We start from the raw sequence: 25,837 nt of genomic DNA, 5'->3' as shown, positions 1-25,837 counted from the left end.
CTAGAAGCAGTTTACGTTTTATTTTGCGACCATGTGCCAATAAAATTATTCGTATCTCAATGCATCTATAGGCTTCAAGCTTGCTGCTTTATAAGCTGGATATACCCCGAATAGAATGCCTGTACCTGCGGAGCTGAGAAACGAATATATGATAGGCGAGACCGTAAATTGAATGGCCATATGAGAAGTTGCTTCAATTATTTTGGATGCTGCTATACCAGTAACAACCCCGAGGATACCACCCATTAGACCGAAGATAACTGCTTCTGACAGAAATTGAATCATAATATCTCTTGGCTTGGCACCGATAGCTTTTCGAATCCCGATTTCTCTCGTACGCTCTATAACTGAAACCATCATAATATTCATAATTCCGATTCCCCCTACCACGAGCGATATCGCGGCTACACCTCCCAGCAAGTTGCTCATGATTTTATCTACACCTAAAGCTGCACCTACTGCTTCGGACAGACTCGTAACTTGAAATTGATCCGGTTCTGAAGGTTTTAGCTGGTGCGTCACACGCAAGCTTTCCAATATGTCTGAATGAGCCTGATCCATCAAAGCTGGTGACTTGGCGGACACATCCAGAGTGACAATATTCTTCTCACCCAAACGGTTCATCATAGTGGTAGCAGGGATATAAATTTGATCATCACTACCGTAGCTTAAGTTCGTAACTGGCTGAGTATCCAATACTCCGATCACTTTGAAAGGGATCTGTTTAACTTGAAACGTTCGTCCTAATACATTTTGGGTATCTCCACCAAAAAGACGTTGAACCGCTTGGCTTTCAAGGACGGCGACATTCATGCGTTTATCCATCTCATCGTTGGTAAATGTTCTACCCTCGGCAAAGGAAACCTTTTTGACCTTATAGAATGAAGCGGAAGTCCCTACAATAGTGGCGTTATAGTTATATCGCCCCCACGTAGCTTTTGAATTGCTCGTTATATTTGGCATTAATGCATCTATAGACTTCTTTTGTTCCAACGCCTCGATATCAGCCCACGTAAATGAGGCCAAGTTGCTCACAATGACTTCTTCTTCAGTCATTGGCATGGCTGGAGCAACCATAAGCACGTTATTTCCTAATTTGTCGATTTCCTCCTTAATACTGGCCTTAGAGCCATTTCCGATTGCCATAATGGCAATAACCGCCGCTACCCCAATAATAATACCGAGTATCGTTAAAAATGAGCGCATCTTGTTGGTGGTTAAGCTATTCATAGATACACGGATTGTTTCCATCAAATTCATAGGCTTACCATCCTTGATGAAATTCGTCTATTCGTAATACGCTCATCTCGTTCAATATTACCATCCCGAAAACTAATCAATCGTTTGGCATATTCAGCAATTTCCAGCTCATGCGTGACCAAGACGATAGTTTTTCCCAGCTCATTCAAGCCTTGGAACAGCTCCATAATCTCGACGCTCGTCTTCGTATCCAGTGCTCCCGTAGGCTCATCCGCCAGCAGAATAACAGGATTATTCACCAATGCTCGGGCAATGGAGACACGTTGCTGCTGACCACCAGAAAGCTCATTAGGCTTGTTATACATTCGTTCTGCAAGACCAACGCTACGTAGTGCCTCCACGGCTCGTTCCCGGCGTTCCTTGGCAGGTATACCTGCATACATCATAGGTAGCTCTACATTTGCTAATGCTGTAGTTCGGGGAAGTAGATAGAATTTCTGAAACACAAAACCCAGTTTCTGATTTCGAATCTCCGAAAGCTCGTTCTCACGAGCATCCAATATGGAGTACCCATCCAGGTAGTACTCTCCGGTATCGGGATGATCAAGACAACCAATGACATTCATCATGGTAGACTTGCCCGAACCAGAAGGTCCCATAATGGCAACAAATTCACCTTCGCTAATAGATAAATTAACACTGCGCAGAGCCTGAATCTTCTGACCGCCTACCTCATACATTTTTTTCAGTTCTTTAATTTCGATAACAACTTTATGGGATTGATTTTCTCTCATTGTGCCTGACCCCCATCAGGGTCTTGACCCTCTTGACTGCCATTGGAACCAGCACTACCACTCTGAGGTGGAATAACAATGGTCTCGCCTTCCTTGACACCGGACTTGATTTCGGCCTGATCCGCTGTATAGACACCCAGCTTCACTGGCCTGAATTCATAATCTGCAGGGTTAGCCGGGTTCTTCGCTACATATACTCCATCCACTCCACCTTCGGATCTCAATGCGAACAGTGGCACTGTAAGCGTATCTTTGTGCTCAGCCAACTGGAGCGATACATCTATATTCATCCCTGACTGTAGCTTTATTTTTTGGCTATCTAAAGATAATTCAATTTTGTATGTAGTCACATTGGATTCAGTAACCGGCTCTGGAGATACAAAGAGGACTTTGCCTTTAAATTGTTTGTCCGGGAATGAACTTGTGTGCATCGTAGCCTGAAGCCCAGTCCTCATTTTAGCAATGTCACTTTCGTTAACCTTGGCACTAACCTTCATAATGCCTGTATTAGAGTTGTTCATAACAATAAAAGGTGCTGTAGGACTGGTACCCACATCGCCGTTGACCTTCATGATTATTCCATCCCATGGCGCTGTAGCCTGTAATTTGTTCAGGACACTTTTCTTCTGTTCCAATTCCGTTTCCGCCTGTTGTAAAGAAGCCTGTGCGGATTGAATGTTGGAAGCATCAGGCGGGGACTGTGCAGCTCTTAATTGTATTAAAGCTGTTTTATAGCCCATTTCCGCCTCCTCAATCGCCTGAGCTTGGCGGTTCTTTGCCTTTTTATATTGAAGTTCAACATTATTCATATCCAATTTTTCCTTATCCAGGTTTTGCTTGGCCGTCGCCAGGTCACTTTCTGCAGCTGCATCATTCTGAACTAGATAAACCTGGTCATCATAATCCTTTTGTGCTTTATCCAAAGTCACCTTGGCCGCCTCTTTTTGTGCAGTGGCTTCCTCTAAATCCATCCCGTCCTTGGCTGTTTTAATCGCCATCTGTGCCTTTAAGACATTTGCCTTCTGGAGCTCAATATCACTGGACTTCGGTCCACGCTTGGTTTCCTCCAGCTTGGCTCGGGCTATCGCTACATTGGACTCAGCATTTTTAATTTGTAACCTGGAATCGGAATCATCCAAACGAGCCAGCACCTGACCAGCCTTGACACTATCTCCTGCTTTGACATTGACAGCAATGAGCTTGGCACCCTCTACATTTGTAAAATTAATATTCACTTCCTTAGATGCCTGAACGGTCCCAGTCACTTTAAGCGACTCGGTCATGTTTGTTTTCTGTACCTGTACGATCTGGTTCACAGGACTCTCCACGGGCTTTTCCTGCCCCTTTTTCATATAAACAAAACTTCCAATTCCCGCTATAATAACCAAGACAAGAATACCTATGATCCCTTTCAATCTTTTTTTCCTTCTTAACACTTGCAAAGCATCTTTCTTTTCTGTTTCCGACAATGTTATATCCCCTTAAAATGTATTTTTTCTAAAACCTATACGCTCCACGGCTTGTTTAAAGCATGTTGTAGCATTGTCATTTGAACAATTAGTTCATCCTTATTCCGTTCAATTTGCTTCACTTTTAACTGATTCGTGGCGACCTCTGTACCTGTAGCAAATCCTCGTTCCTTTTTTTTACGAGATATATCTAATACTTTATTAGTGTTCTGCAGATTACTTTGCATTTGTTCGTATTGTTCATAACTCTGCTGTAAGTTAAAGTACATACTCTTCAGTGTTTCTGCTAATTGGTCCTTGGTATTTTCCAATCCGCCTTCTGCTGAATCTACTTCAATCTGTTTAATTTCATAATCATCATTTCCTGAGTTCCACGTGTAATATTTAACTTCCATCTTTGCCAGCTTGACAGCCTCCTCCTGCCTCCATACCGAAGGACTCGCCGAGATTGCACGCGTCACCAGCGTATCTAAATTCGTGTTATCCATCTTCCGGTAAACAGGTCGATCAACCAGTTCATACACCGTACCTTGAGGTTGCCCCATTTGCGTATTTAGTGAATCCATCGCTTTTCGAAGCGCAGCTTTTGCAATCTCTACATTCTTTTGTGCTTCTAGTCGATTCTGAGTAATGGTGCTTTGATCACCTGGAGAAATTTTCCCACGGTTGGCTTTCGCCTCAGCAGCTTTTTCCTCCAATAACGCAAGCGTAAGTGCATCCTCACTGCTCTTCACTTTGTTATCAGCCAGAAGTACATCGTAATAGTTTTTCATTGTAGCGTAGTCTGTCTGATCTTGGGCAAGTTCAATTTGCTTCTTAGATTCCAAATAAGAAACCGTCGATGAGGCATACCCCTTCCAAGCTGAGCTACTAGCCGCATCTTCCTCACCGTTGCCTGTACCTGCCGGAATAAAATCCAAATTCTTACCTGCATTTTTTAGGTTAATCCGGTTACGATCTATCGTTTGCTGGGCTTCCTTCAAGCTAAAGCTATTTGATCGCGCCCATTGCTGGGCTTGACTCAGTGTTAATTTCACACTTGTATTGGAAGACTGCTGCTGCGCCTCTTCTGCTTGAACAAAGGACGCTGATAAAGAACTGGCCGATAAGGCCAATAGCAATAAAATCAACATGTGTTTTTTCATAGAACCGCCTTCTTTCCAATTTTTATATCTTTATATAAATACGTTGTTATACGAATCTTATATTTTCCTCAATATTAAAAGTATAAGATGGAATGATACTAAATATTTTTAACGTTATAAGAGGCCAAATTGCGTATTCATCCGGCTGTGCAGGAGCAGCTCCGTGCACACTTACCAGCCATTATTCAAGGTGCAGACTCCAATTCGGAAGTACATAAGCAGCCAGTGTTGTACGAATAACAAGCATAACGATACCGCTGCCTGTGAGTAAGAGAGCAGTTCGCATCCTGGTGAGAGCAAAGCGACCAATGGCCATACCAGTAACAAATGCAGGAGCCCAGGCGAGAGCAGACATCGAACCTCCCGCGATATCACTAAGAAGATAGGCGCTCGAGAAAATGCTTGATCCAAGAACCATTAGCGGCGGGGCCGTCACGAGCAAAACTGCTGCTGTTGTAACCATTGTGCGGGTCGAACGCTTTTGGAATAAACAGTATCCTTAATTCTTGTCTCCTCCACATACTCTCTGACGAATCTGCTCATCAGCTTTATACTGCTTAGCAACTTGCATTCCTCCCTGAAAATACTGAATTCACATTTTTATCAACCTGGTTATGCAGAGGATTGATGTCACGCTATAGTCCAATATATCCTGCAGATGTCGCTAAAGTTTGATCAAGTTGTAAACAAAATGTCACAGTAGGCGAAACCGTTTTATCGCAAAAACAACCTTATTCGCAGTTGATCACTGGAATAAGGTTGTTTGCAATATTATTAAAAGTCACTCAGTATTTTTCGGCGACGGCATTAAAAATTGAATTGGCCAGTAGTCGGAATTGCTGCTGTGAATGAGCGCCATTGGTTAGATCATTGGAGAAAACAGTAAGATTCTTTTTGTTTTCCTTATAGGTGAAGGCCATGATCTTTCCTCTTGCGGCATCGTGACCTGGCCACCAGCCCGCTTTGAAGAAGTTTTCTTTATTACTTATGGTTGCAAGAACTTTTGCTGCTTTAGGTAGTTTCGTAATGTAAGAACCTGTAACGGTGTAGAAGTATTCTTCACTATCGTAAGGAGCTGTAATCACATGATCCTGTTTGATATTCGCCAGGAAGACCCCTTCGTATCTTTCCCATGTCGGTCCAGCAAACGCAAATTGGGGAATCCAGTTTTTCACATTAACCATCCCCATATTTCCATAAGCAATGTAAGGCTTCCCTTTCTCGACAAGTTTGTCGGAATCGAATGTATTCACCAGCACATCGGCATGCTGCTGATCATCGGTCACTTTAAAACCGAGATTTTTGAGCACATAAGCTGGTTCGCCGAGAGCGGCTACCGTAGAAGGTTTAAGAACTTTGCCAACAGGTCTGTTATTGCCGAATGCCGTTACATCAAGATCGTATTTCGAGGCCAGCGGGTGCAGATCATCATAGGCCACTGCAAAGTCACCCGCTTCATATCCTGTTCCGCTTTTGGATAGCATCGTAACCGCTTTGCCGGATTTAAGCAATTCATTAACGGTTTTGATGGCATCGTTATTGGTGTTTCGAATTAAAACATAGGCAGAATGATTCGGCATTTGTGTTGCCGGAATCGATACGGAAGTCACCGGAGAAGTTTTGCCCGCAAACACTCCGGCTTCTCTAATCGCATCACATTCAAATCCTCGTAGGACTGGAAAGTCCTGTACAATCTCGCCAGCTACGGAAGCATAATCTGAGACGTCAATACCATCATATAAAACCATGTTTGCAATGCCGTGTGTGGCCTGATGCATATTTATGATAAATGAACCTGCAGGGTAGGTCTTGCCAGCAGCACTTACAGCTTTTGTCGAGCGTTCAACCTTTACTCCATTGCGGATAAAATATTCAATCATCCGGTAGGCTTCCAGCGGATTTTTTTGAAGACTTTTATCAGTCGGCAAAACGTAATATTCAGGGAAAAAATTCTTATTACCGTGACGCGGGCGGCCAATGACTTGATTTTTTGCATTGACTAGATACCGATCTACGGCATGATCATCCATATTATTAATTCCACGTTCATATATTTTCAGCTGGTTCAAAAATAACTTTTCTTTCTTTTCCATAACATAATCGGTTGCTGCAGCGACACTATAGTACAATGCTTTGGTCGACTCCTCATTCGATTCAGGTGTTTCCAGCGTATGTCCCATTGCACCATGGTGCATGGCGAAGACAGCTGTATAGGCTGGAGACGCATCGTCCCATCCCGAAGCAGTTCCTTTGGAAACATATTTAGGATTTTCGGCCGTTTTACGATGTTCTTCATAAGGAATATGGTAGTAATCATACTTCGTGTTTGCAATACCTGCTTCACCCATCACTTTTGCCTGTTCTACCATGTTATCCATAAGCAAATCGTATTCAATATTCGGATTGTGAGGCGGTGTGGTAGGCTCAATCAGAAAATTCTTATCAAACCCATGCAGATCTAGGAAAGAAATCGGCGACCATCTGGCGATTTGCTCTGTTATACTGCGTGTTTCAGGCTGAGTTTGATATGAATTATCCCGATTCAAGTCAAAATATTCAGCATTAGAACGTTCGGTATGAACCCTTCCATCCGGATTCTCCGTATACAGGAACAGGAAAAATACATGATCAAGCGCATCATCCAAATTCAGAGTTACCGTACTCGATTTTCCATTGGACGGGGTGGTCTTGTACGTAACATTTTTATCGAGGGCCATGGTCTTAAAATAATTGATAATCGCATCAAAGCCCGGCGCTTCATTTGGATGAATATTGTTGATCCAGATGGGCACTTGATAATCTCCGAATGCACCGGATTTAATATCGTTCTCCAGCTTTGCAGGATGATTCAGCATGTCAGGATGAGTTACATTCTGATATTTGTCAATCGTTGCTTTATCTTTGGCAAGCACAGTCATATAAATATCGCGGCCTTCCACGGATTTGCCGATCGACATCGTTTTAATGTATCTGTTGTTTTTTTGAGCTGCCTGTGCCGTAATCGCATCAATCTCCGGCTTCAGTTCGTCATACGTGCGGAAGCTGTCGTACGGGACCAGTTTCATGGGAGCACGGGCAACAGTTTTTCCGTTGACTACTGCAGCCAGTTCATAGGTCCCCATCAGGGAAGCGTATAGCGGACGCTGCAGACTCGGTTCGGCAAGATTCTCCGTACCGTAAGTAAGACCGAAATTGATATTTGCAGTGACTTCTCCGTTTTCTGCTTTTATCTGAGTAACTGTGATAAAGGGGGCGCCATTATAATCGCCATTCTTGTACGATTTCCATTCCGATAATGGCTTTCCACCATATGTCCAGCGTATTTTCTTTATATTGGTCCCCTTCGGAAGTTTAAATCTAGCTTTAATTGTTCTTTTCTTCGTCATGGATGCTACATTGTTATCCAATTTCAGTGTCCGGGTATTTTCACCTTGCGTTGAAATTGTTTTTGTTGGTTGACTCTGTTTATCGTTCAATAACGTGCTTTTTGCACGCTGTGCAGCATCAGCCATAGCCATGTGCGGAGCAGTGATCTCCAGAAGCATGGCGGCGGATATGGTTAACGCCAAGCAGAACTTTACTATCGGTTTTGTACCCATTCTTTTTCCCCCTATTTATAACCGAAAGACCATGTTGTACTCTTCTTTATTCACAAAGAGCATTTAACAGACTATTGTCCGGCAAATGATGATTTTATATATTGTCCAATCCTATTCAAAATCTGTTTTCTACTTTTGTTCGGAAGGATTGTCTGTAATCGAGTTAGAAGCGTCGGAGTTTATGATACTTTGCACAAATTGCTTCAAATCCGTTCGACTTTTTACGTCCAGAACAGCCGCTCTGCCAACATAGGTTTCTTTTAACAGCTTCATTGGCGGTATTTGTTCATTTCCCTGTAATGTACTTTGATACCCTACCGAAGCCAAATTCCACATATCAGAGACTGACAAATTGGTATCGATATACGGACTGATTTCCTCTAGAATGGAAGGAAACTTCATAATGGAAGTCGTTGTTTTTACCTTCTCGGCTAATGCCGTAATCAATTGCCGCTGTCTTTTTGTTCTGGAATAATCGGACATGGCATCATGACGAAAACGGACATATTGAAGCGCCGTTTTGCCGTCGAAATGCTGCTGTCCCTGCTTTAAATTAATATCATACTCATGCTGATCGGCTTTGCTCTCATAGTACATATCCTTTTCGACATAAAAATCGAGTCCGCCTACAGCATCCACGAGTTTAATAAACCCCTGGAAATCCGTATATACATAAAAATGAACAGGCACCCCCAGCAATTCGCTGACTGCTTTCATCGCCGTATCTGGCCCATGCGTAACAGCGGTATTAATTCGATTTTTGCCGTACCCGGGAATATCCGTATAAGTGTCTCGAAGAATCGAAAATACATGAATATGCTTATTGGCAGGATTCAATGAAACGACCAACATGCTGTCGGATCTGGGTACCTCGCCCTTGTCACTTCCACGGGCATCCACACCCATCAGCAGAATGTTGACAGGCTCGGTTCCCTCCCACTCCGGAGCTTCCAGAGCTTCGGCATTATCGGTGCTTACTTTAATGAACGAGGAGTTTGCCGGTGTTTTGTTAAGTCCTTCTAATCCTTTGTAAATGGACAAGAAATAGTAAAAGACAAAGATTACAGCAGCGACCACAAGTAACAATGTTACAGTCAATATCCTCTTTTTCCTCTGTGTCATGTCATTCTTCCTTTCTGGATGATGAACGCCCCTGCCCCTTTCTGTATTTAAGATTTTTGCAAGGCTGCTACGAGAAGTGAAGTGTAGTATCGGCTACCATCTGGTTTTAAATGGACGCCATCTCTATAAAAATATTCATCTTTGCCTACACTAGCCGAATACCAGTCCACCACGCTGACGTTACTGTATTCACCAGCGACCTGTGCAATCGTGTCATTCGCCGTGTCTTGCCAGCCTTTCGGCACCCGGGTGGTAACCAAGATTACCTGTCTGGCTCCAGAAAGGGATTGCAGTACGTCGCGCAGTTGGTCTTTGCTAAACGGACCGTTGGTGCCGAGTTCGATAATGACCTGGTCTCCCAGTTTGCCTTGGGCGGACAATTCATTAATGACTTTTATAGCTTGAGACATCTGCCGGCCAACCTTGCCGTCAACCGTCATATTCGGAAGCTGCTCTTTTAAATAAGGCTCAATTCCGACCGTAACCGAATCTCCAATCATCGTGACGCCCTCGCCGTTTAAGGAAGCGGATGGTTGAGCTTGTTCTCCGCTGGTGCTGGAAGCCGCACGCTTTTGTGCAGCGGGCTGCATCGCATCAAGATTGTATAGAGAAGAATCCTTGCTGCGTGATTCGTTATCATCCGAATTTTGCTTTGCGTGCATATGGAGGCCGATGGCTCCTAAAGCGATAAGGATAACCATAAAACCCCCTAATGTTTTTACCATCCATCCATTTTTTTTGTTCATACCTAGTTCATCCTTCCCTTTAACATGCTAGTAGGTTTTATCTTGTTTGATAGCATCAATCAAAAACGAGGCATAATACTGAGCGCCTTCTGGTTTCAGATGAACACCATCGTCATAAAACAGATCGTTGCGGTTTTCGCTGGCCGAATACCAGTCGATAAGCCGGACATTTTGAAATTCACCAGCAATTTCACGTAGATTGTCATTTACGGTATTCTGCCACCCTCTCGGTACTCTGGTCGTTATCAGATAAATGTGCCGGGAATCCTGCAGTGAAGCCAGCAAGGACTTCAGTTGACTCTGGTTAAAAACGCCGTTGGTGCCGAGTTCAATAATAATTTTATGGCCAAGTTTGCCCTGTGCCCGCAGGCCATCAAGCACATCCTCGGCCTGTGACATTTGCCGTCCCACCTTGCCATCTATGATGATACCGGGAAGCTGTTTTTCCAGAAACGGGGCGGCATCCAGAATGACAGAATCTCCAATCGCCGTGACCCCCTCTCCTTCTGCGGAATGGCCTGTATTTTCAGCGGAATGATTTTCAGCGGAACAGCCGGATTGCAGCTTTTCTGTCTGGACGGATTCCCGGCTTACGGTTGCTGGCACATCGGGTACAGGATCTGGTGAATCCGTCTTCCATGATGTCAGGACCAGAATGATGGCGATAACAATTACGACAAGACCTAGTCGGCTGCTAGCGCCTGATCTGCGGAGTGATTTTAGGCTGGTCCCAAAGGTCCCGCGGCGGATGGGCTCTTCGATGTATCTGTAGGAAAGACCCGCCATTATGAAACTGACCATTACCTGCAGAGCAATGCGCATATAGCTGGCATCTTCGGTACTTACCGCGGGACTTGATAAAATAATGACCGGATAATGCCATATATACAGACTGTAAGATCGCTTACCGATCCAGCTTAGAGGCCGGCAGCCGAGCAATCGTTCCAGTCGATTGGCCGGATGAACAAGTACAGCAATAACAACTGCAGTAATGAGTGATAAATAAAGAAAACCGCCGCGATACAGCGAATCATCAAACTGGTTGGTCTGACCGATCAGGATAAACAGCATTACAATGCCCAGTACGCCAGTCATATCCAGCGTGGTCCGGGACGAAGAAGATACATTGTCGCTCAGTCTCCAGCTGGGCCAGATTACCGCCAGAGCCGCTCCGATTAAAATGGCAAACGCCCGCGTGTCCGTCCCGTAATACACCCTGCTTGGATCTGTTCCGGGTTCGTATATAACGGCCATTGCTATGGCGGATACGGCGGCGCAACCCAGAATGTATAACATCAGTCTGCCTCGTCGCGGTGCAAGGCACAGACCGATCAGTAGAACAAGCGGCCAGATTACGTAAAACTGTTCCTCAATGGAAAGCGACCAGAGGTGCCCGATTGGAGAAGGCGGGCCAAAGCTCTCAAAATAGGAAACATGATGAAAAATGAGATACCAGTTGTTTACGTAAAAAAGCGAGGATACAAAATTCCCTCTTAATTCCTGCAGTCTGGAGAAATCGGTAATTAAAAACCACAATGCCACTGCAGTCATCATAAAGATCATTGCTGGCAGTAGTCTGCGCATTCGTCTTATCCAGAATTGCACAATAGAAAAACCGCTGCGCGTCCTCCATTCAAAAAGGATCTGATCCGTAATTAGATATCCTGACAGGACGAAGAAAATCTCCACTCCCAGCAGCCCACCCTCTGCCCATCTGAAATGAAGATGATAAGCAATAACAGCAAGCACGGAGATGGCCCTTAGCCCATCCAGACCGGTCATATAACGTTTTATGGGTTGATTCAGGTGCAAATTCCGGTTTCCATTCACTATGGTCCATTCCTTGTCCTTATAGGCTAATGATCTTGCTTCATTTACTATAGAAAAAAGATGTCGCTAAAGTTTGATCAACATGTAAACAAATTGTCACAACGGTTGCAAAAAGAAAAACCTTATTCCGGCTGAACAACCGAAATAAGGTTTTTGACATATACAAATATGGCGATCCTAATCACTATTTCAATTCAATGATCAATGACTCCTTGCTAGGAGAATCTGTTGGCGCAGTCTGCGAGGAATCCAATTGCTTTTGTCCTTGAAGCAGTACACTTTTATTGTTCGGATTCCAGTACATATGCGTCGGCAAAATTCCGCGATACACCGGTTCGTTGTACATTATATTTCTTCCTTGCACCTTGCCTACGTAAGTGACATTTTGATCATACACGGTGTATGCGATATTTTTCCTGTCAGGCGAGAATTCAAAATCAAGCACTTTTTCCAGAATGACGGAGAGCTCTCCGTTTCGCTGATCATATTCGTACAATGAACTATCCGTTCCGAGAAACACAAACTGGTCGTTATTCATCCAGGCTACTGAATCTCCACCAAACTGACGCTCGTATTGAAACTCAATATTCTTCCCGGAAACCTTCCCCATGGTTAACACCTTTTTCTGACCTTGTTTTGCACGAAATAACTGCAGCAGTACGCTGCGACCATCATTTGCAAGGTTAACACTCAAAAGCGTGTCTCCCTTTAGGATACCTTTTAACTGATATTTGCTGGAAGTTTGAGCCCCCATATCGTAGATATACAGGCTATCAGCTCCATTATCAACCGGGTTTTCTACCAGGTAGCCGATATACGAACTGTTGGCAGACCAGGAAACATATTGTACATAAGAATCGTTTCTGGTACTGATCCTGTCTATTTCCTTTTCTTTGCCATCCTGCAAGGAAATAAGCTTTAAGGTTGTCTCCGAGGAAGAACGAGAAAATTCGCAAATATATTTACCATCGGGAGAAAGTATAGTATTGGAAGTTACATTGCCGATTCCGGGTATGGCCTTACTCTGCTCATACGGATAAGTTAAACGTTCCAGCGTGCCTCGCTTCAGTATGGTCATGGCTCCGAACGAAGCGATGACAGCATCTGCAGACGACCAGCCCAGCAGCTGACCCGTATTCGCAAAACGATCCGGAAGCCGATATATTTTTTGGACCTGAAACGGCCGAGAGCTTTGATCAGCACTGGAAACTTCATTGCTGTCGGTGATGACGACGGTCTCTGTTTTTGGTTCTGAACTGCATCCTGACAGCAGCAATACCACAAGAGATACGACCAGCAGCATTACAAAATATTTATATTTATTGCCCATTATTCATTCTCCGTTCCCCGCGGTTTCCAGAGCTTTAAATTCCACCGTTACGATTGTTTCATTATGCTCGTTTGTAATCATGATGGAACCTGCAAATTCTTCAACGATGGATTTCACAATACTGAGACCCAAGCCTACACTGCCTTCTTCCGCGCTGTCGGAATAAGCCGGATAAAATGGTTGTAACAAGCGTGACAGATGTTCTGCCTCAATCGGATCGCTTGGATTGCTGAAGATCAAGCGGATCTTTTCTTCTGACCGCACCGCTTTTACCGATACTGCCGAAAACGGCAAACTGTATTTTATCGCATTATCTATCAAATTGATGAACAGCTGTCTGATTCTGTCCCCATCGGCCAACATGATCAATTCCTCACTAATCTCATATTCGATGGTCTTTTTATAGCGCTGTGCCCGGATCGTCATCGATTCACACACATCCCGCAGGATCAGCCCGATATCCACCCGATCAAGCTCATTGATCATGATATTTTTGCGTGAAACTTCCAGCAGTTTTAGCACCATCGCATGCAGGCGCCTGCTCTCCTCGATAATATGATTCATTCCTTTATCAAAAAAAGCACGATCTTTCTCACCGTTCAGCCTGATCAGCTCTGCATATCCCAGAATGGAGGTTAACGGCGTTTTCAGTTCATGAGTGATATTGTCAAAAAAGCGCTTTTCCTGCTGGTGAAGTTGCTTCAAATGGTCCCGGTCCTTCTCAATAATATGAATCTGTCTACTAATTTGATCAATCATATCATTAAAATTTTCGGCCAATCGGCCAATTTCATCCCTGCGTTTAAAATGAAGGCGGATATCCAGATTCCCGTTTTTCACCTCGGTGGATGCTTGCGTCAGTCTGGTCAGCGGGATGGTAATATGCCTGGAAAGAATATAGGAAAACAGAAAGGCTGCCGCAAAAATCGCCAAGGCAATATAGAGAGTAATCTGCCGAATCTGTCCGGTTTGTTCGTAGAGTGAGCTGAAATCTTTGTAAAAACGCAGTATGCCCACCTTTGAACCGTCTATAACAACCGGATAGGAGAAAAGGACAGTCGTCTTATTACGATCATAAGTAATGCTGTACGCTGTATTGCCATCAATCGCCTGCTGTAGATCGCTTTGCATTTGCTGCTGAAATAAGGAGCTGTCCGGGGCATAAAGCAATTTGCCTTTCACCGTATATACGCCAACACTGCTGTCCGTGGTATGGTTCAGATCAGTTGCTATCTCCCTGGCAATCTCTCCAAAATACAGCTCATTGCTGCTGAAATGGTTAATCAGGAAAGCCTGGCGCACATACACATTGCTATTGTTTTTCAGTCCGATCAGTTCGGAGGTAACCAAATTCTGATTGCTTGTCCGGATAAATTCCTTGACTGTCTGATTAAGCACGACAAAAGAAAACGAAAAAATCAGAAAAAAACCGATCAGAAATTTGATGCTGATTTTACGTATCATGCTTATCCACCCATTTTTTTAAATTTGTACCCGATTCCGAAGACGGTAGTAATGCATCCAGTGGCATCCAGCTTTTTGCGGAGTCTTTGGATATGCGTATCAACCGTACGGGTATCTCCGGCAAAATGATAACCCCATACTAGATCAAGCAGTTCGGAACGTGTAAAGTTTCTGCCCGGATGTTTAACCAGCATCATAAGCAGGTCAAATTCCTTGGGGGTCAATTCAACGGGACGGCCCTCTTTTTGGACAAGCCGTTCTTCTTCGATCACTTCAATATTTTCAAACCTAATGACGGCTTTCGCGGCTTCTTCCCTGTCCAGGCTGCTCGCCTGCTCCACTCTGCGCAAAATGGTTCGAATGCGTGCAACAACTTCGCGCAGATCAAAAGGCTTGGTAATATAATCATCGGCACCGAATTCAAGGCCGAGAATCTTATCGGTAATATCCGATTTGGCCGTAATCATGCAAATCGGTATGTTATAGTCCATAGTCACCTTTTTGCAAATATCTAGACCGCTCTGGTCAGGCAGCATCCAATCCAGCAGCAGCAAATCGGGCTGAAACGACTGCAACTCATGCATTCCCGCTGCTCCGCTGGCCGCTGTGCGTGTCTGGAACCCCTCCATAGAAAGCCCGTACGAAAGCAAGTCGGCAATCGGGGCATCATCTTCAATAATAAGAATCTTTGCTTTATTCATAGCAATCCTCATCTCTATTTTTAATACGGCAGGTTTATGACATTGTCCATTATATTAATCATTCAGGGGAAAACAATCAAATGTATATTGTAAATGTTTTTACGTAAAAAACCACGCGCAAATGACTGCGCATGGTTTTGATTACAGCATAGAGAGCTATGAAATATTTGGAAACAAAAGGAGGCTGCTTTAGCGATCCAATAAATTCAAGGAAAATATCATCACATGTTTCCAACAAGTATGACATCTTACAAACTAGTAATTATTAAACAAACTATTTCTCCCGTTTAGACTCGGTGCATACTACAATTAATCTTAATTATAATTGCAGATAATTTTTATTCAGTAATTCCTCTTCTAATAGTTACTCACATGTGTGGTGTCATAATTAATGAGAAAACAACAGCAGAATACATGCATTATTTGAGGATCATTTTCATAATTAATGAGAACTCATTGACTCGAAGTTATTAGATCTGCCCTAATTTTCATATTTCATGAGAATATCCACAACTCTAAAAATGAGTATTTATACAATCAATAATTTGTATAACTTCTTCTTTGTCAATTATGATGATTTTTCTCGTTTAATCTGAAAATTTTTTCATTAAATATGACACCTCTCTTCGGACGATAAAGTTGTGTACCAGTACCCCTTGGCGTATCAACGTTTTTAGCTTATTATGTGGTTCTATATATACAATAAAGTTGTGTACTAGCGAGTCAACTAAAATTTGTGCGATAAACAATAAAATTGAGTACCAAAATCCAATATCTTTGATAAGGAATTCTCTATCTTTTTTATATATTTTTATTAATTGGTTCAGAACAAAGGACCTTTGGACCATATTTTCACAAAAAAAACCAAGCTGACGATTATAAGATGGACTTTTTCTTGTACAAAAAAAGAGTCTGCCCTTGGGCAGACCCGATACAAATGAACAGTCTCGTGCAAGTTGTGCTCAGATAGATTGAACCTGCTGGATGGAGGCTGTTTCAATTCGGATTAATGAAAGCGCATGCTCCGCCTCGTTTACTCCATTGACGCTCATAATGACGACCTTTCCTTCCACTTGTGGCAGCAACAATTTTATGCAGCGGAACGGATATTTCACCTTCTCTTTCACATAAGGAATGTCGAGCAAATGACACACGGTAGCACGCTGCATGTTGACGCCTGTGGTTAGCCGAACCATATCCCAAATTTGATTGCCACCGTATCGTGTGTGAGACTCGATAATGTACGGTATGCCTCGCCGTAGCTTGATTTCTGTATGTGAGGGGCCTTCAAGATGTCCAATGGAAGTGAGTAAACTGCATACCGTTTCTTGAATAGCCTCTCGATCTTCCATTTTCAAAGGTGCGGGTAACAGGTGACCAGCCTCTATGAAATAAGGCATTACCACCTCTTTGGTTGTGATTGCAAGCACTTCGTGCCTTCCATTAGTCGTCAGCACCTCAACGCTGTATTCTTCCCCGTCGTCTATATACTCCTCAATCACCAGCGTACCATCCAATATATATTCATCCTGCTGTGTGCTATGACGCAACGCGTCTTCAATCTGTTCGAAAGAGCGGATAATTGAAATCCCCCCTACCTTACTGGGCTATTCAAAAATATCTCTTGATAATCGTATAAGATGGACTTCTTTGTTTTCTTGTTTTCGGCCGATTATTTCGTGATAAAGTCAAAATGATCAGCGTTAAAGTTCAATTCCCTCACCAGCTTCAAGAACTACCCCTACCCCGGTCGGCAGTAACGAAACAAAGAAATGGGGGTCTTGCTTAATGAACGGAAACGTGTCGAAATGGATCGGTACAACCTGTTTGGCCTGAAGCCATTCTGTAGCCACTGCGGCGTCTTCTGGACCCATAGTGTGATTGTCCCCGATGGGTAGAAAAGCCAGGTCAATTGCATTGCGTTCTCCAATCACCTTCATATCGTAAAACAGGCCTGTGTCCCCGGCATGAAACAGCGTTTTGCCTTCGGCGGAAAACAGTATTCCCGTGGGCATCCCCGTATAGATAATTGTTTTTGTTTCTTTGTATACATGACTTGAACTATGAAAAGCTTGTGTCAATTTTACTTTCCCAAAGTCAAATGTATACGCTCCGCCGATGCTCATTGCATGTGTACGTACGCCTTCCCATCCGAGCAGGTCCGCCAGTTCTGCCGAAGCAATAACCAGCGCGTTGTTACGTTTGGCAATCTCTACGGTATCTCCCACATGATCGCCGTGCCCATGGGTTAACAGAATCACATCCGTCTTTACCGTGGATGCATCCAGGTCCGTATTGGCGTTCCCTGTAATAAACGGATCGATCAGAATGATTTTCCCGAGAGTCTCAATTTTTACAACAGAATGTCCATGATAGGTCACCTTCATTATGCTTCCTCCTTGAATTCATTGATTGTTGCCGGGTTTTCTGCGGGTGAAGATCATATAAAACGCAACCATGTTGGATAACACAATAATTAGGCCCATGGGTATGGCCAATTTACCCCCACCGAGGCCGGTCAAAGGTGCCGCTTGTACATAGTTTTGCATCGCAAGGGAGGAACCGGTTGTGGTTACGATACCGACGCTGGAAACGGTGAAAAATAGAGGTATGCAAACGGCATACAGTCTCCCACCACTGATCAGCACAATGAATAAGATTAAACCACTCACAGTTGCCAGCGTAATTTCGCTTATAAACAGAGTTTGCCCGCTAATGCTCACTGACAGTCGCCCTGTAATCTGACCTGGAATGATTAGTCCCAGTCCGTTCAGGGCAAACAGTATGCTGAATAGCTGCGGAGACGTACCGAACAGATTTTGAATGACAAACGTGAGCCGGAGATGTATGCAAACATGTTTTACGATACATGCTTCATCATTGCTTAGAAGTTTTGCGCTGCTGTACGTGCTTGTCCAATGGCTTCGGCTTTGATCTGAGGCGCACGCTCTCCTGCTGAAGATATACCCTCGATGTATAGATGATCCACGTCAGTAATTCCCACAAAATTCAGTACGGTTTTCAGGTGACGGCTGCCGTTCTCCCGATCAGCGACAGGACCTGCGGAGTACACGCCGCCACTAGCTTGGATGTGGAACGCTTTTTTGTTTTTGAGCAGGCCGACCGGGCCGTTTTCGGTGTATTTGAATGTTTTAGCTCTGACACAGAAGGAATCAATGTATGCTTTCATCACCGGAGGATATGAGAAATTCCACATCGGTGTCACGAACACATATTTGTCTGCTGTCACGAACTCCTCCAGGAGTTCATTTAACTGAGTTACTTTTTGCTGCTGTTCCACTGTCAGTTGATTGAACGTACCGCCCGTTTGCAGCTTGCCCCACGCTTCCAATACGTCAGCATCAATGTACGGAATGTTGCGTCGATACAGATCCACATGAATAACCTCATCCTGTGGGTGGCTTTCGCGATAAGCTTGTACAAATTGTTCGCCGGCAGCAAGGCTGTAGGATGCTTCCGGGTTACCAGGGTGAGCAGTAATATATAATAATGTTGACATGGTTATGACTTCCTTTCTTATATAAACGAAATTTATGATGGGTAATGAGTTAGGCGAGGAATGGACCAAGACCATTGCCATACGACCAGTTTTCTTTCGTAACCTCAATAAGATTGATGAATACATCCTCTTTACGAATACCAATCTTCTGATGCAACTGCTCGGCAAGTGCCGCGTAAAAATCTTTTTTCACTTCATCAGAACGACCGATGTTCAAAGTGATTTGAATGATAAGAAATCCATCACTTCTTTCAATGTCGAGACACGTTGGATCAAAACTCAAATTTTCGCGATCCAGTTCTTCAATAATCAAAAACCGATCGTTTGCAGGTACATGCAGTTTATCCACGACAGTTTGCAAGACAACTTCCCCGATCTGCGTTTTCTCTTTACTCGGACGACCCTTCAGTGTAACAATGCGAGTTAAAGGCATCAGTGTTACCTCCTTGTTTTGTTTATGTTGATATGGATTATTTTATCTGCTACAATCCAGAGCACGAATGTACATAAGTTCGTGTTTGTTCGTGTGTTCAAGTTGCTCAAACTATGAAATTCAGGTGATTGAATGGATGACAGTAAATACGCAAAAGATTGGCCACATGAATGGATCAAAAAAATTCGTACGAGACCTTCCAGACGAGAGACGTCAAAAAAGATGCGGCAAGTGGATCTGGCGAAGCGGGTTGGTGTTGATCCAAGGACGGTACAGCAATGGGAAAGTGGAGATCGTCTACCCAGCATCGGAAACCTCAAGCAGATTATTCAGTTTTTTTGGGAAGAAGGGTTGTTTCTGAAGGGAGATCCTCGCCAGGAAGCTGAACAGCTTTGGATGGCTGTAAAGCGTTTATCGGAAGCGCGTTCAGCCACGAGACGCGAGTTTGAGGATTTTGATAACGCCTGGTTTGAAACGCTGATGACAACCAAAGCTATACAGCCGGAGACAGGCAAAGAAAAGCGAGGTACCGCGGTCACGGCACCAGCCCGATTACGGAAGATGCCATCCACCTTTGTTGGACGACATCAATCCAGAGATGCCTTGGCGGAGCAGTTAACTCACCACGCGCTAGTTTCCATCATTGGATCTGGTGGAATCGGCAAAACGTCCCTTGCTGTCGAACTGGCTTCGACGCTTACGGAACGTTTTCCGCAAGGCATCTGGATGTTTGAATTTGGTGCAATCAGTGAAGCGCATGACGTGGGTCCGTTTCTTTTATCCACGCTGGGGCTGTCAAACCAAGGGAGCCAGCCCGATGTACAAGTTATACTGGAAACGGCAATCAACCGTAATATGCTATTTATTTTCGATAATTGTGAGCATCTCATTGATGTCATCGCCACGGTGGCCGAGTCTCTTCTGGCAGAGGCACCAGAGTTATCCATTTTGGCGACCAGTCGAGAGCCACTTAACATTGCAGAAGAGTATGTTTACCGAATCCCTCCGCTTTCTTTTCCCGTGGATGAAGTCACACTGGATGAACTTTCCGAAACGGAATTGATAAACTATGAATCCGTACAACTGTTCCTGGAACGAGCCAGCATTCAGGCTCCCCATTTTGCGGTCTCCCTTCCCCATCTGAAACGGATTGCTTCGATATGCAAGAAAATTGGGGGCATCCCGTTAGCGATTGAGCTTGCTGTGGCACGAATGAATATGCTGACCCTGGAACAGATTGAAGAACGTCTGACGAATCAGCTGACCCTGCTGACCGTAGGCAAACGAACAGCCACGCCCCGGCACCAAACGTTACGTTCAACAATTGACTGGAGCTATAATCTACTTACGGGCAGGGAACGTCTTTTATTAAGACGGCTTAGTGTATTCGAAGGAGGTTTCACACTGGAGGCGGTGGAAGGAATCTGCATCTGTGAACCAGACATACCCGATCGGGAAGACCGCATAACTGTGGTAGACGTGGTTGATCTCTTGTCGAGCCTAGTTAACAAGTCTCTAGTCTCCACACAAATCAGCTCGCACTATGGCTCCATTCGCTATTTTCTGCTGGAGGCCATCAAGGAATATGCGAGTGACAAGTTCCGTGAAGAATCCGATGATCGCAAGCGAGATGCTCTCTATGAGCGTCATGTGAGGTATTACATGAAGTACCTTCTACAGGCTGAATCCCAATTTCGGAGCATTGAACGTGAGTCCTGCATCGAGGCGGTAAGACGGGAATATGCCAATCTGCGTTCTGCACTTCAATGGTCTTATTCAAGTGTTCAGGTCCGTCCTAGTGGTCTTCATATGGCGGCGCATCTGTATTGGTTCTGGCTTCACGAAGGCAGGTTGAAAGATGGGTTGTTTTGGTTGGAGAGATTTCTGTACACGGAAGAAGAAAACCATGCCTTTCGTACGGATTCAGCCAAAGCGTGGCATGGATTGAGTATTATTCAATTTATACAGGGCCATACAAAAACAGCTATGGAAGCAGCGACACGAAGTGTGGAAATTGCCCGTGAACAACAAGAGATTTCCCTGTTAGCCTCATCCCTGCGTTTGCTCGCTTTTCTCCACATTAAGCAGAATCGTATCGAGGAAGCGGAAACGGTTGTACAGCAGAGTGCAGACTTGGCGAGAAGCGCTCATGACTCATGGAATCTTGCCTCTTCTCTGCATGCATACGGCAAAATACGGCTGGAACAGCACCGATACAATGATGCTTCCGTATTGCTGAGAGAAAGTGTACATCTCTTTGAAACGGTACAGGATCAGTGGGAAGTGTCCGGTCCCTATGAATGTCTTGGGTATACCGCTTTGAAACTCGGGAAGCTGGATCAATCAATCGAATATTTCAAGAAATGCATTGCCGCAAGCCAAATATATCGAGGGTCCTGGGTTCTCTCCCGAGGAATTGAGGGGTTAGGGATTACCTTATGCGCTCAGGGAGCGCTGACCGATGCAGCGATCCTTCTTGGAGCAGCCGAGAAAGGTCGTCAAGCCTATGATGAGGGTAGCATACCCAATTTTCCTGACGAACATCGTAAGAGTGTAAGCGCCATTCAGCAGGGTTTGCAGGAACAGGAATGGTATAGATGGTGGAACAAAGGGAAAGAGATGACCCAAGCTCAAGCGCTTGCCTACGCTTTGGAGATATAGAGGGTTGCCAATCGAATGAATAGATAAACTAGACGAACCATACGCTGTCCCCCTTGAACTACAAAGTGATGAAATTCATTTGCTTGTGGCCAAAGGGATTTTTTGATAACAACAAAAGTCGCCATAACACAACATTAAGCAAAACGAGCATACCTATGTTGTGTTGAAAAAGATTCTGTTTCCGCAAGTCAGGTAACCAGAACTGATCCAGGTCGGAATCACTGAAGGTGCACCCTCGCTAACAGTTTTTTCAGAAGTACAGACGGGTCATTACCTCGCACTAAAATTGTTAATAATCCTGATTCACTGGAAAATAAAGCATTAAAGATATAAACTTCGAATAATCTTTTTTCTTGAGCCCTCTCATATGATGAAAGTAATTCAATTTGCGCCTTGGAAACCACGTTGAACCAGAATAACGAGTGCACAGCAGAACTATGGTTACGATACCAACAAAAACCGGACTTTTCACTGGTTTACTTTACGGGCTGTGACAGCTTCGCTGGTACTACCCCGACCTACAATATACGCCTCCTCAGCCAGAGAGCAAGAAGCAGCTTGTCGCCAAGCTGGAGGAAGCAAGGCGCCACATGCATGAGATTGGGGCGTCGCTGCAGAACATAGACCCAGGGCGGCTGGACGCTCTCTTACAAACTGCAGTGTTATTTGGCTAACGGGACACGATGTTGAATGTTGACCACAACAGCGGCCAGTCTAGGATTTTATTTTCGCTTCCTTATCTGCCGCTGTTGCATTTGTCGGATCAGTCGAAAAACATATTTCTCAAAAGCTGACGACCTTTGAAATGGACAATCGCGTAAAATCAGCAACTCCAGTCTACAACTTTATTTTCTTCGAACATCAATTATGATAATTTTCTCGTTTAATCTAAAAATTTTCTTATTTAATATGACACCACTTTCTTCGAACAATAAAGTTGTGTACTAGCGAGTCAACTACAATTATTTCCCCCTGTGCGGATACAATAAAGTTGTGTGCCCGTCTTTACCTTTTCTAATATTTCTTTACGGGGTAACGTCAGGAAAATGCGGAATTACAACGTTCAGGAAATCCTCATATTAAAAGCCTGATTTTTCAATAAATGCTGGGAAATAAGACTTTTTTCGTTACTCCATTACAGCGCCCGTTTCAAGAAAAACCGTTTATGGTTTAGCTATAGGTATTAAGATTTCAAAATGAGGGTCGCTTGAGTCTGAATCATTTGCCTATTTTTCATGCTTTAAGCTGCTATTATGGAGGAGAAAATGTAACTAAGGCCTCCGGTTGCCTTAACAAATAATTTCCTCTCATGACCAGTCTCTTGTGTGTTTCAATGTAATATCGATAAACTTTGATAGAGCGGGGGAAATCCACTTGTTTTTATGATAAACAACTTGGGCTGAGATCTGTTTAAGATCACCTTTGCAAGGAATAACCTTTAACCTTCCATCCTTGATTTCATTATTTACAGTTATTAATGGTAAACAAGCAATACCCAGCCCACTCATTACGCAACGTTTTATCGCCTCAATACTCCAAAGTTCCATCGTGTTGGAAAGTAAGATTCCTCTTTCTCGAAGATATTCTTCAAACATGGTTCGATAACTGCATTCTTTCTCATTCGTGATCAAACACTCGTTTAACTTTTGGTTTTCATAGCTTTGATCTAAAACATTCAGCGGGTTGTCATGACTTCCAACAAGGACAATAGGCTCGTCCAATAAAGAATGTACGATTAAATCTGAATCCTGAAACGTTGGCATCATAAGAAATGCAATATCTGCACTACCATTAAGTATTGCTCTCTTGTTATCTCCGCAAGTAGCGTTACTTAGAATGATGCTTACATGGGGAAACTTATTTCTATATTCTCTTAATATAGGTTCAAGTCGATAAACCGTTAAAGATTCAGGAGCAGCAATCCTTAACTCGCCTCTTATTTCATCACCATCATTTACAATGCTTTCGATTTTCCCGTAAGTATCCAAAATTTCTTGAGTATAGTGCAATAATTTCTTGCCTATATCAGTCAATCTTACCTTTCGACCCATCCGATCAAATAGAGGTGCACCCAAATGTTCTTCAAGTGCTTGAATATGAGAAGTGACCGTGGATTGAGTGTAACCTAAATGTTCTGCTGCTTGTGTAAAGCTACCAAATTGAATAACTTTTTTAAATGTAATAAAATGACGTATTTCCATCAGTTCACCAACTTTCAATTTAATCTCAATTCTATAGTATCAAAAAAATCAATGGATAACTTCTCGAATTTCAATTTTACTAACAATTAGTTCCGGGTTAATCTTAAGGAAATTTGAAAACAGAAGGATATTATGTGAAAACCATTCTGGACGTACCTTTTAATTAAGGTATTTACAACGCTAAATAGTCAGGGAGGAGAAATGACATTACGAAAGTTAAAATCAAAAAAAATCCCCTAAACTGGGATGTGTTAGTGTCAAAGCGTCAAGGTCTCAGTAGAGATTTACCAGAAGGACAAGATTTGCTGAAGTGGGTGGCAAATACGGTCACGCTTATCTATGGTGAACAAGACGCAGTCCTCATTGATACATTTCTTACTATTAAAGAAAATCAAGCATTGGTAGATTGGGTTGTCAAAAGTGGTAAAAACTTAACCACAATCTATATCACTCATGGTCATGGTGATCATTTCTTTGGTATAAAGATGCTTTTAGATCGTTTCCCTGATGCAAGAGCGATAGCAACTCCAGGTGCTGTCAAAGCCATGCAAGAACAAATATCTCCTGAATCTTTCTGGCATAAACTCTTTCCTGGTGAGATACCTGAGGATCTAGTCGTCGCTCAGGAACTTGAAGGAAGTGAGTTCGAGCTAGAAGGACAAAAACTTATCGTGGTGAATACTGGGTTTACTGATACTGGAGATACAACGTCTCTACACGTCCCATCAATTGATTTAATCGTTTCAGGGGATGCAACTTATAACGACATTCATCTTTACTTGGCTGAAACCACTAACGAAACTCGAATTGAGTGGATAGCTGTGCTCGACAAACTTGAGGTACTAAAACCACGTGCAGTGGTTGCTGGACATAAGAAACCCGAAAATGAAGATAATCCCAAAATTATCGCCGAGACACAAAATTACATCCGAGATTTTAACCGATTGAATGAAATAACGGAAACAGCACAGGAGCTCTACCATAAGATGTTAGAACTCTATCCAAATAGAGCTAATCCAGGTGCACTTTGGGGAGCAGCAAAAGCAGCGAAATCTTAATAAAAGGTATATATAATAGCATTCTTTTAATAAACACGGTTGGAGGAGTTAATAAATGATTACGGTTTACGATGATAGTTATAAAGAAGAAGTCATTAAATTAATATTGCATGTACAGAATGTCGAATATGAAGTGGGTATTAGTCTTAAAGAACAACCGGACATTCTGGACATTCATTCAAATTATATAAATGATGGCGGTAATTTTTGGATAGCGTTAAATGATATCGGAGAGGTCGTAGGTTCAATTGGTTTGCAAAAGAAAAATAAGGAGGTTGCTGTATTAAAGAAATTTTTTGTTTATAAAGACTACCGTGGTAAAGAATTTGGGACAGGAAAAAAGCTTTATGAAGCACTGCTTGATTTTGCTAAGAAACAAGGTTTTTCTAAGATAATTTTAGATACCCCATCTAAAGCCACTAGGTCACACGGTTTCTATAAAAAGGCTGGATTTAAAGAGATTGATAAAGAAGATTTGCCAATTAAATATGATTATCCTGACCGCAATTCAATTATATTTCTATTAGAACTATAACAAAAGGAAAGAAGGTCTTATTTTTATGG

Annotated in this window: 21 protein-coding genes; 3 read left to right on the top strand and 18 right to left on the bottom strand. The window is 43.3% G+C overall.

What is annotated here, in order from left to right; translation table 11 throughout:
• Positions 1–45: 45 nt before the first annotated feature.
• The 17 genes from MKX59_RS24015 to MKX59_RS23935 all read right to left on the bottom strand — a co-directional run bounded on the left by MKX59_RS24015 (position 46) and on the right by MKX59_RS23935 (position 19,353).
• Complete coding sequence (locus MKX59_RS24015) at positions 46–1,260, bottom strand: ABC transporter permease (protein ID WP_264454218.1); 1,215 nt, start codon at positions 1,258–1,260, stop codon at positions 46–48.
• Entirely contained in the window at positions 1,257–1,994 is a 738-nt protein-coding gene (locus MKX59_RS24010) for an ABC transporter ATP-binding protein (RefSeq protein ID WP_053324566.1), read from the bottom strand. Before MKX59_RS24010 ends, MKX59_RS24015 begins: the two co-directional genes overlap by 4 nt.
• Positions 1,991–3,463 carry an efflux RND transporter periplasmic adaptor subunit gene (locus tag MKX59_RS24005; protein ID WP_076265437.1) on the bottom strand — a complete coding sequence of 491 codons (1,473 nt, stop codon included), beginning with the start codon at positions 3,461–3,463 and terminating at the stop codon, positions 1,991–1,993. Before MKX59_RS24005 ends, MKX59_RS24010 begins: the two co-directional genes overlap by 4 nt.
• Positions 3,464–3,498: 35 nt before the next feature.
• Positions 3,499–4,608, bottom strand: a complete 1,110-nt coding sequence (locus MKX59_RS24000) for a TolC family protein (protein ID WP_068941295.1) — start codon at positions 4,606–4,608, stop codon at positions 3,499–3,501.
• A gap of 181 nt (positions 4,609–4,789) precedes the next feature.
• Complete coding sequence (locus tag MKX59_RS23995; RefSeq protein ID WP_256703711.1) at positions 4,790–5,071, bottom strand: hypothetical protein; 282 nt, start codon at positions 5,069–5,071, stop codon at positions 4,790–4,792.
• 322 nt (positions 5,072–5,393) lie between these two features.
• Complete coding sequence (locus tag MKX59_RS23990; RefSeq protein ID WP_076265434.1) at positions 5,394–8,207, bottom strand: M14 family metallopeptidase; 2,814 nt, start codon at positions 8,205–8,207, stop codon at positions 5,394–5,396.
• A gap of 129 nt (positions 8,208–8,336) precedes the next feature.
• Positions 8,337–9,329 (bottom strand): LCP family protein, encoded by a 993-nt coding sequence (locus MKX59_RS23985; RefSeq protein WP_028541103.1) that lies wholly within the window; start codon positions 9,327–9,329, stop codon positions 8,337–8,339.
• Between the two features lie 47 nt (positions 9,330–9,376).
• Positions 9,377–10,075: an SGNH/GDSL hydrolase family protein gene (locus MKX59_RS23980; protein ID WP_028541104.1), complete on the bottom strand. Its 699-nt coding sequence runs from the start codon at positions 10,073–10,075 to the stop codon at positions 9,377–9,379.
• A 27-nt stretch (positions 10,076–10,102) separates the two neighbouring features.
• Entirely contained in the window at positions 10,103–11,905 is a 1,803-nt protein-coding gene (locus MKX59_RS23975) for an acyltransferase family protein (protein WP_340859090.1), read from the bottom strand.
• A 184-nt stretch (positions 11,906–12,089) separates the two neighbouring features.
• Entirely contained in the window at positions 12,090–13,235 is a 1,146-nt protein-coding gene (locus tag MKX59_RS23970; protein ID WP_071559361.1) for a hypothetical protein, read from the bottom strand.
• A 3-nt stretch (positions 13,236–13,238) separates the two neighbouring features.
• Positions 13,239–14,699 carry a sensor histidine kinase gene (locus MKX59_RS23965; protein WP_340859088.1) on the bottom strand — a complete coding sequence of 487 codons (1,461 nt, stop codon included), beginning with the start codon at positions 14,697–14,699 and terminating at the stop codon, positions 13,239–13,241.
• 2 nt (positions 14,700–14,701) lie between these two features.
• On the bottom strand, positions 14,702–15,400 hold the full coding sequence (locus tag MKX59_RS23960; RefSeq protein WP_340859086.1) for a response regulator transcription factor: 699 nt from the start codon (positions 15,398–15,400) through the stop codon (positions 14,702–14,704).
• A 962-nt stretch (positions 15,401–16,362) separates the two neighbouring features.
• Positions 16,363–16,962 (bottom strand): ATP-grasp domain-containing protein, encoded by a 600-nt coding sequence (locus MKX59_RS23955; protein ID WP_340859403.1) that lies wholly within the window; start codon positions 16,960–16,962, stop codon positions 16,363–16,365.
• A gap of 141 nt (positions 16,963–17,103) precedes the next feature.
• Positions 17,104–17,787, bottom strand: a complete 684-nt coding sequence (locus MKX59_RS23950) for a metal-dependent hydrolase (RefSeq protein ID WP_053324557.1) — start codon at positions 17,785–17,787, stop codon at positions 17,104–17,106.
• Between the two features lie 18 nt (positions 17,788–17,805).
• Positions 17,806–18,123, bottom strand: a complete 318-nt coding sequence (locus tag MKX59_RS23945; RefSeq protein ID WP_340859084.1) for a hypothetical protein — start codon at positions 18,121–18,123, stop codon at positions 17,806–17,808.
• A gap of 161 nt (positions 18,124–18,284) precedes the next feature.
• On the bottom strand, positions 18,285–18,920 hold the full coding sequence (locus tag MKX59_RS23940; protein ID WP_023986849.1) for an FMN-dependent NADH-azoreductase: 636 nt from the start codon (positions 18,918–18,920) through the stop codon (positions 18,285–18,287).
• A gap of 49 nt (positions 18,921–18,969) precedes the next feature.
• Entirely contained in the window at positions 18,970–19,353 is a 384-nt protein-coding gene (locus MKX59_RS23935; RefSeq protein WP_023986848.1) for a tautomerase family protein, read from the bottom strand.
• Between the two features lie 132 nt (positions 19,354–19,485).
• Here MKX59_RS23935 and MKX59_RS23930 point away from each other — a divergent pair, with 132 nt between their 5' ends.
• A complete protein-coding gene (locus tag MKX59_RS23930) occupies positions 19,486–22,014 on the top strand; it encodes a helix-turn-helix domain-containing protein (RefSeq protein ID WP_340859081.1) in 2,529 nt (842 codons plus the stop codon).
• A 1,307-nt stretch (positions 22,015–23,321) separates the two neighbouring features.
• On the opposite strand, the gene MKX59_RS23925 is transcribed toward MKX59_RS23930, so the two are convergent.
• A complete protein-coding gene (locus MKX59_RS23925; RefSeq protein WP_264454225.1) occupies positions 23,322–24,233 on the bottom strand; it encodes a LysR family transcriptional regulator in 912 nt (303 codons plus the stop codon).
• 236 nt (positions 24,234–24,469) lie between these two features.
• Between MKX59_RS23925 and MKX59_RS23920 the strand changes: the two genes are divergently transcribed.
• Positions 24,470–25,273 carry an MBL fold metallo-hydrolase gene (locus MKX59_RS23920; protein WP_209940909.1) on the top strand — a complete coding sequence of 268 codons (804 nt, stop codon included), beginning with the start codon at positions 24,470–24,472 and terminating at the stop codon, positions 25,271–25,273.
• Between the two features lie 55 nt (positions 25,274–25,328).
• Positions 25,329–25,808 (top strand): GNAT family N-acetyltransferase, encoded by a 480-nt coding sequence (locus MKX59_RS23915; RefSeq protein ID WP_023986844.1) that lies wholly within the window; start codon positions 25,329–25,331, stop codon positions 25,806–25,808.
• Positions 25,809–25,837 lie beyond the last annotated feature (29 nt).

Source organism: Paenibacillus sp. FSL R7-0340 (assembly GCF_038002205.1).
In the GTDB taxonomy this organism is placed as follows: domain Bacteria; phylum Bacillota; class Bacilli; order Paenibacillales; family Paenibacillaceae; genus Paenibacillus; species Paenibacillus polymyxa_B.
Note: the sequence above shows the minus strand (reverse complement) of the source record. Positions and strands in the feature narration are given on the sequence as shown.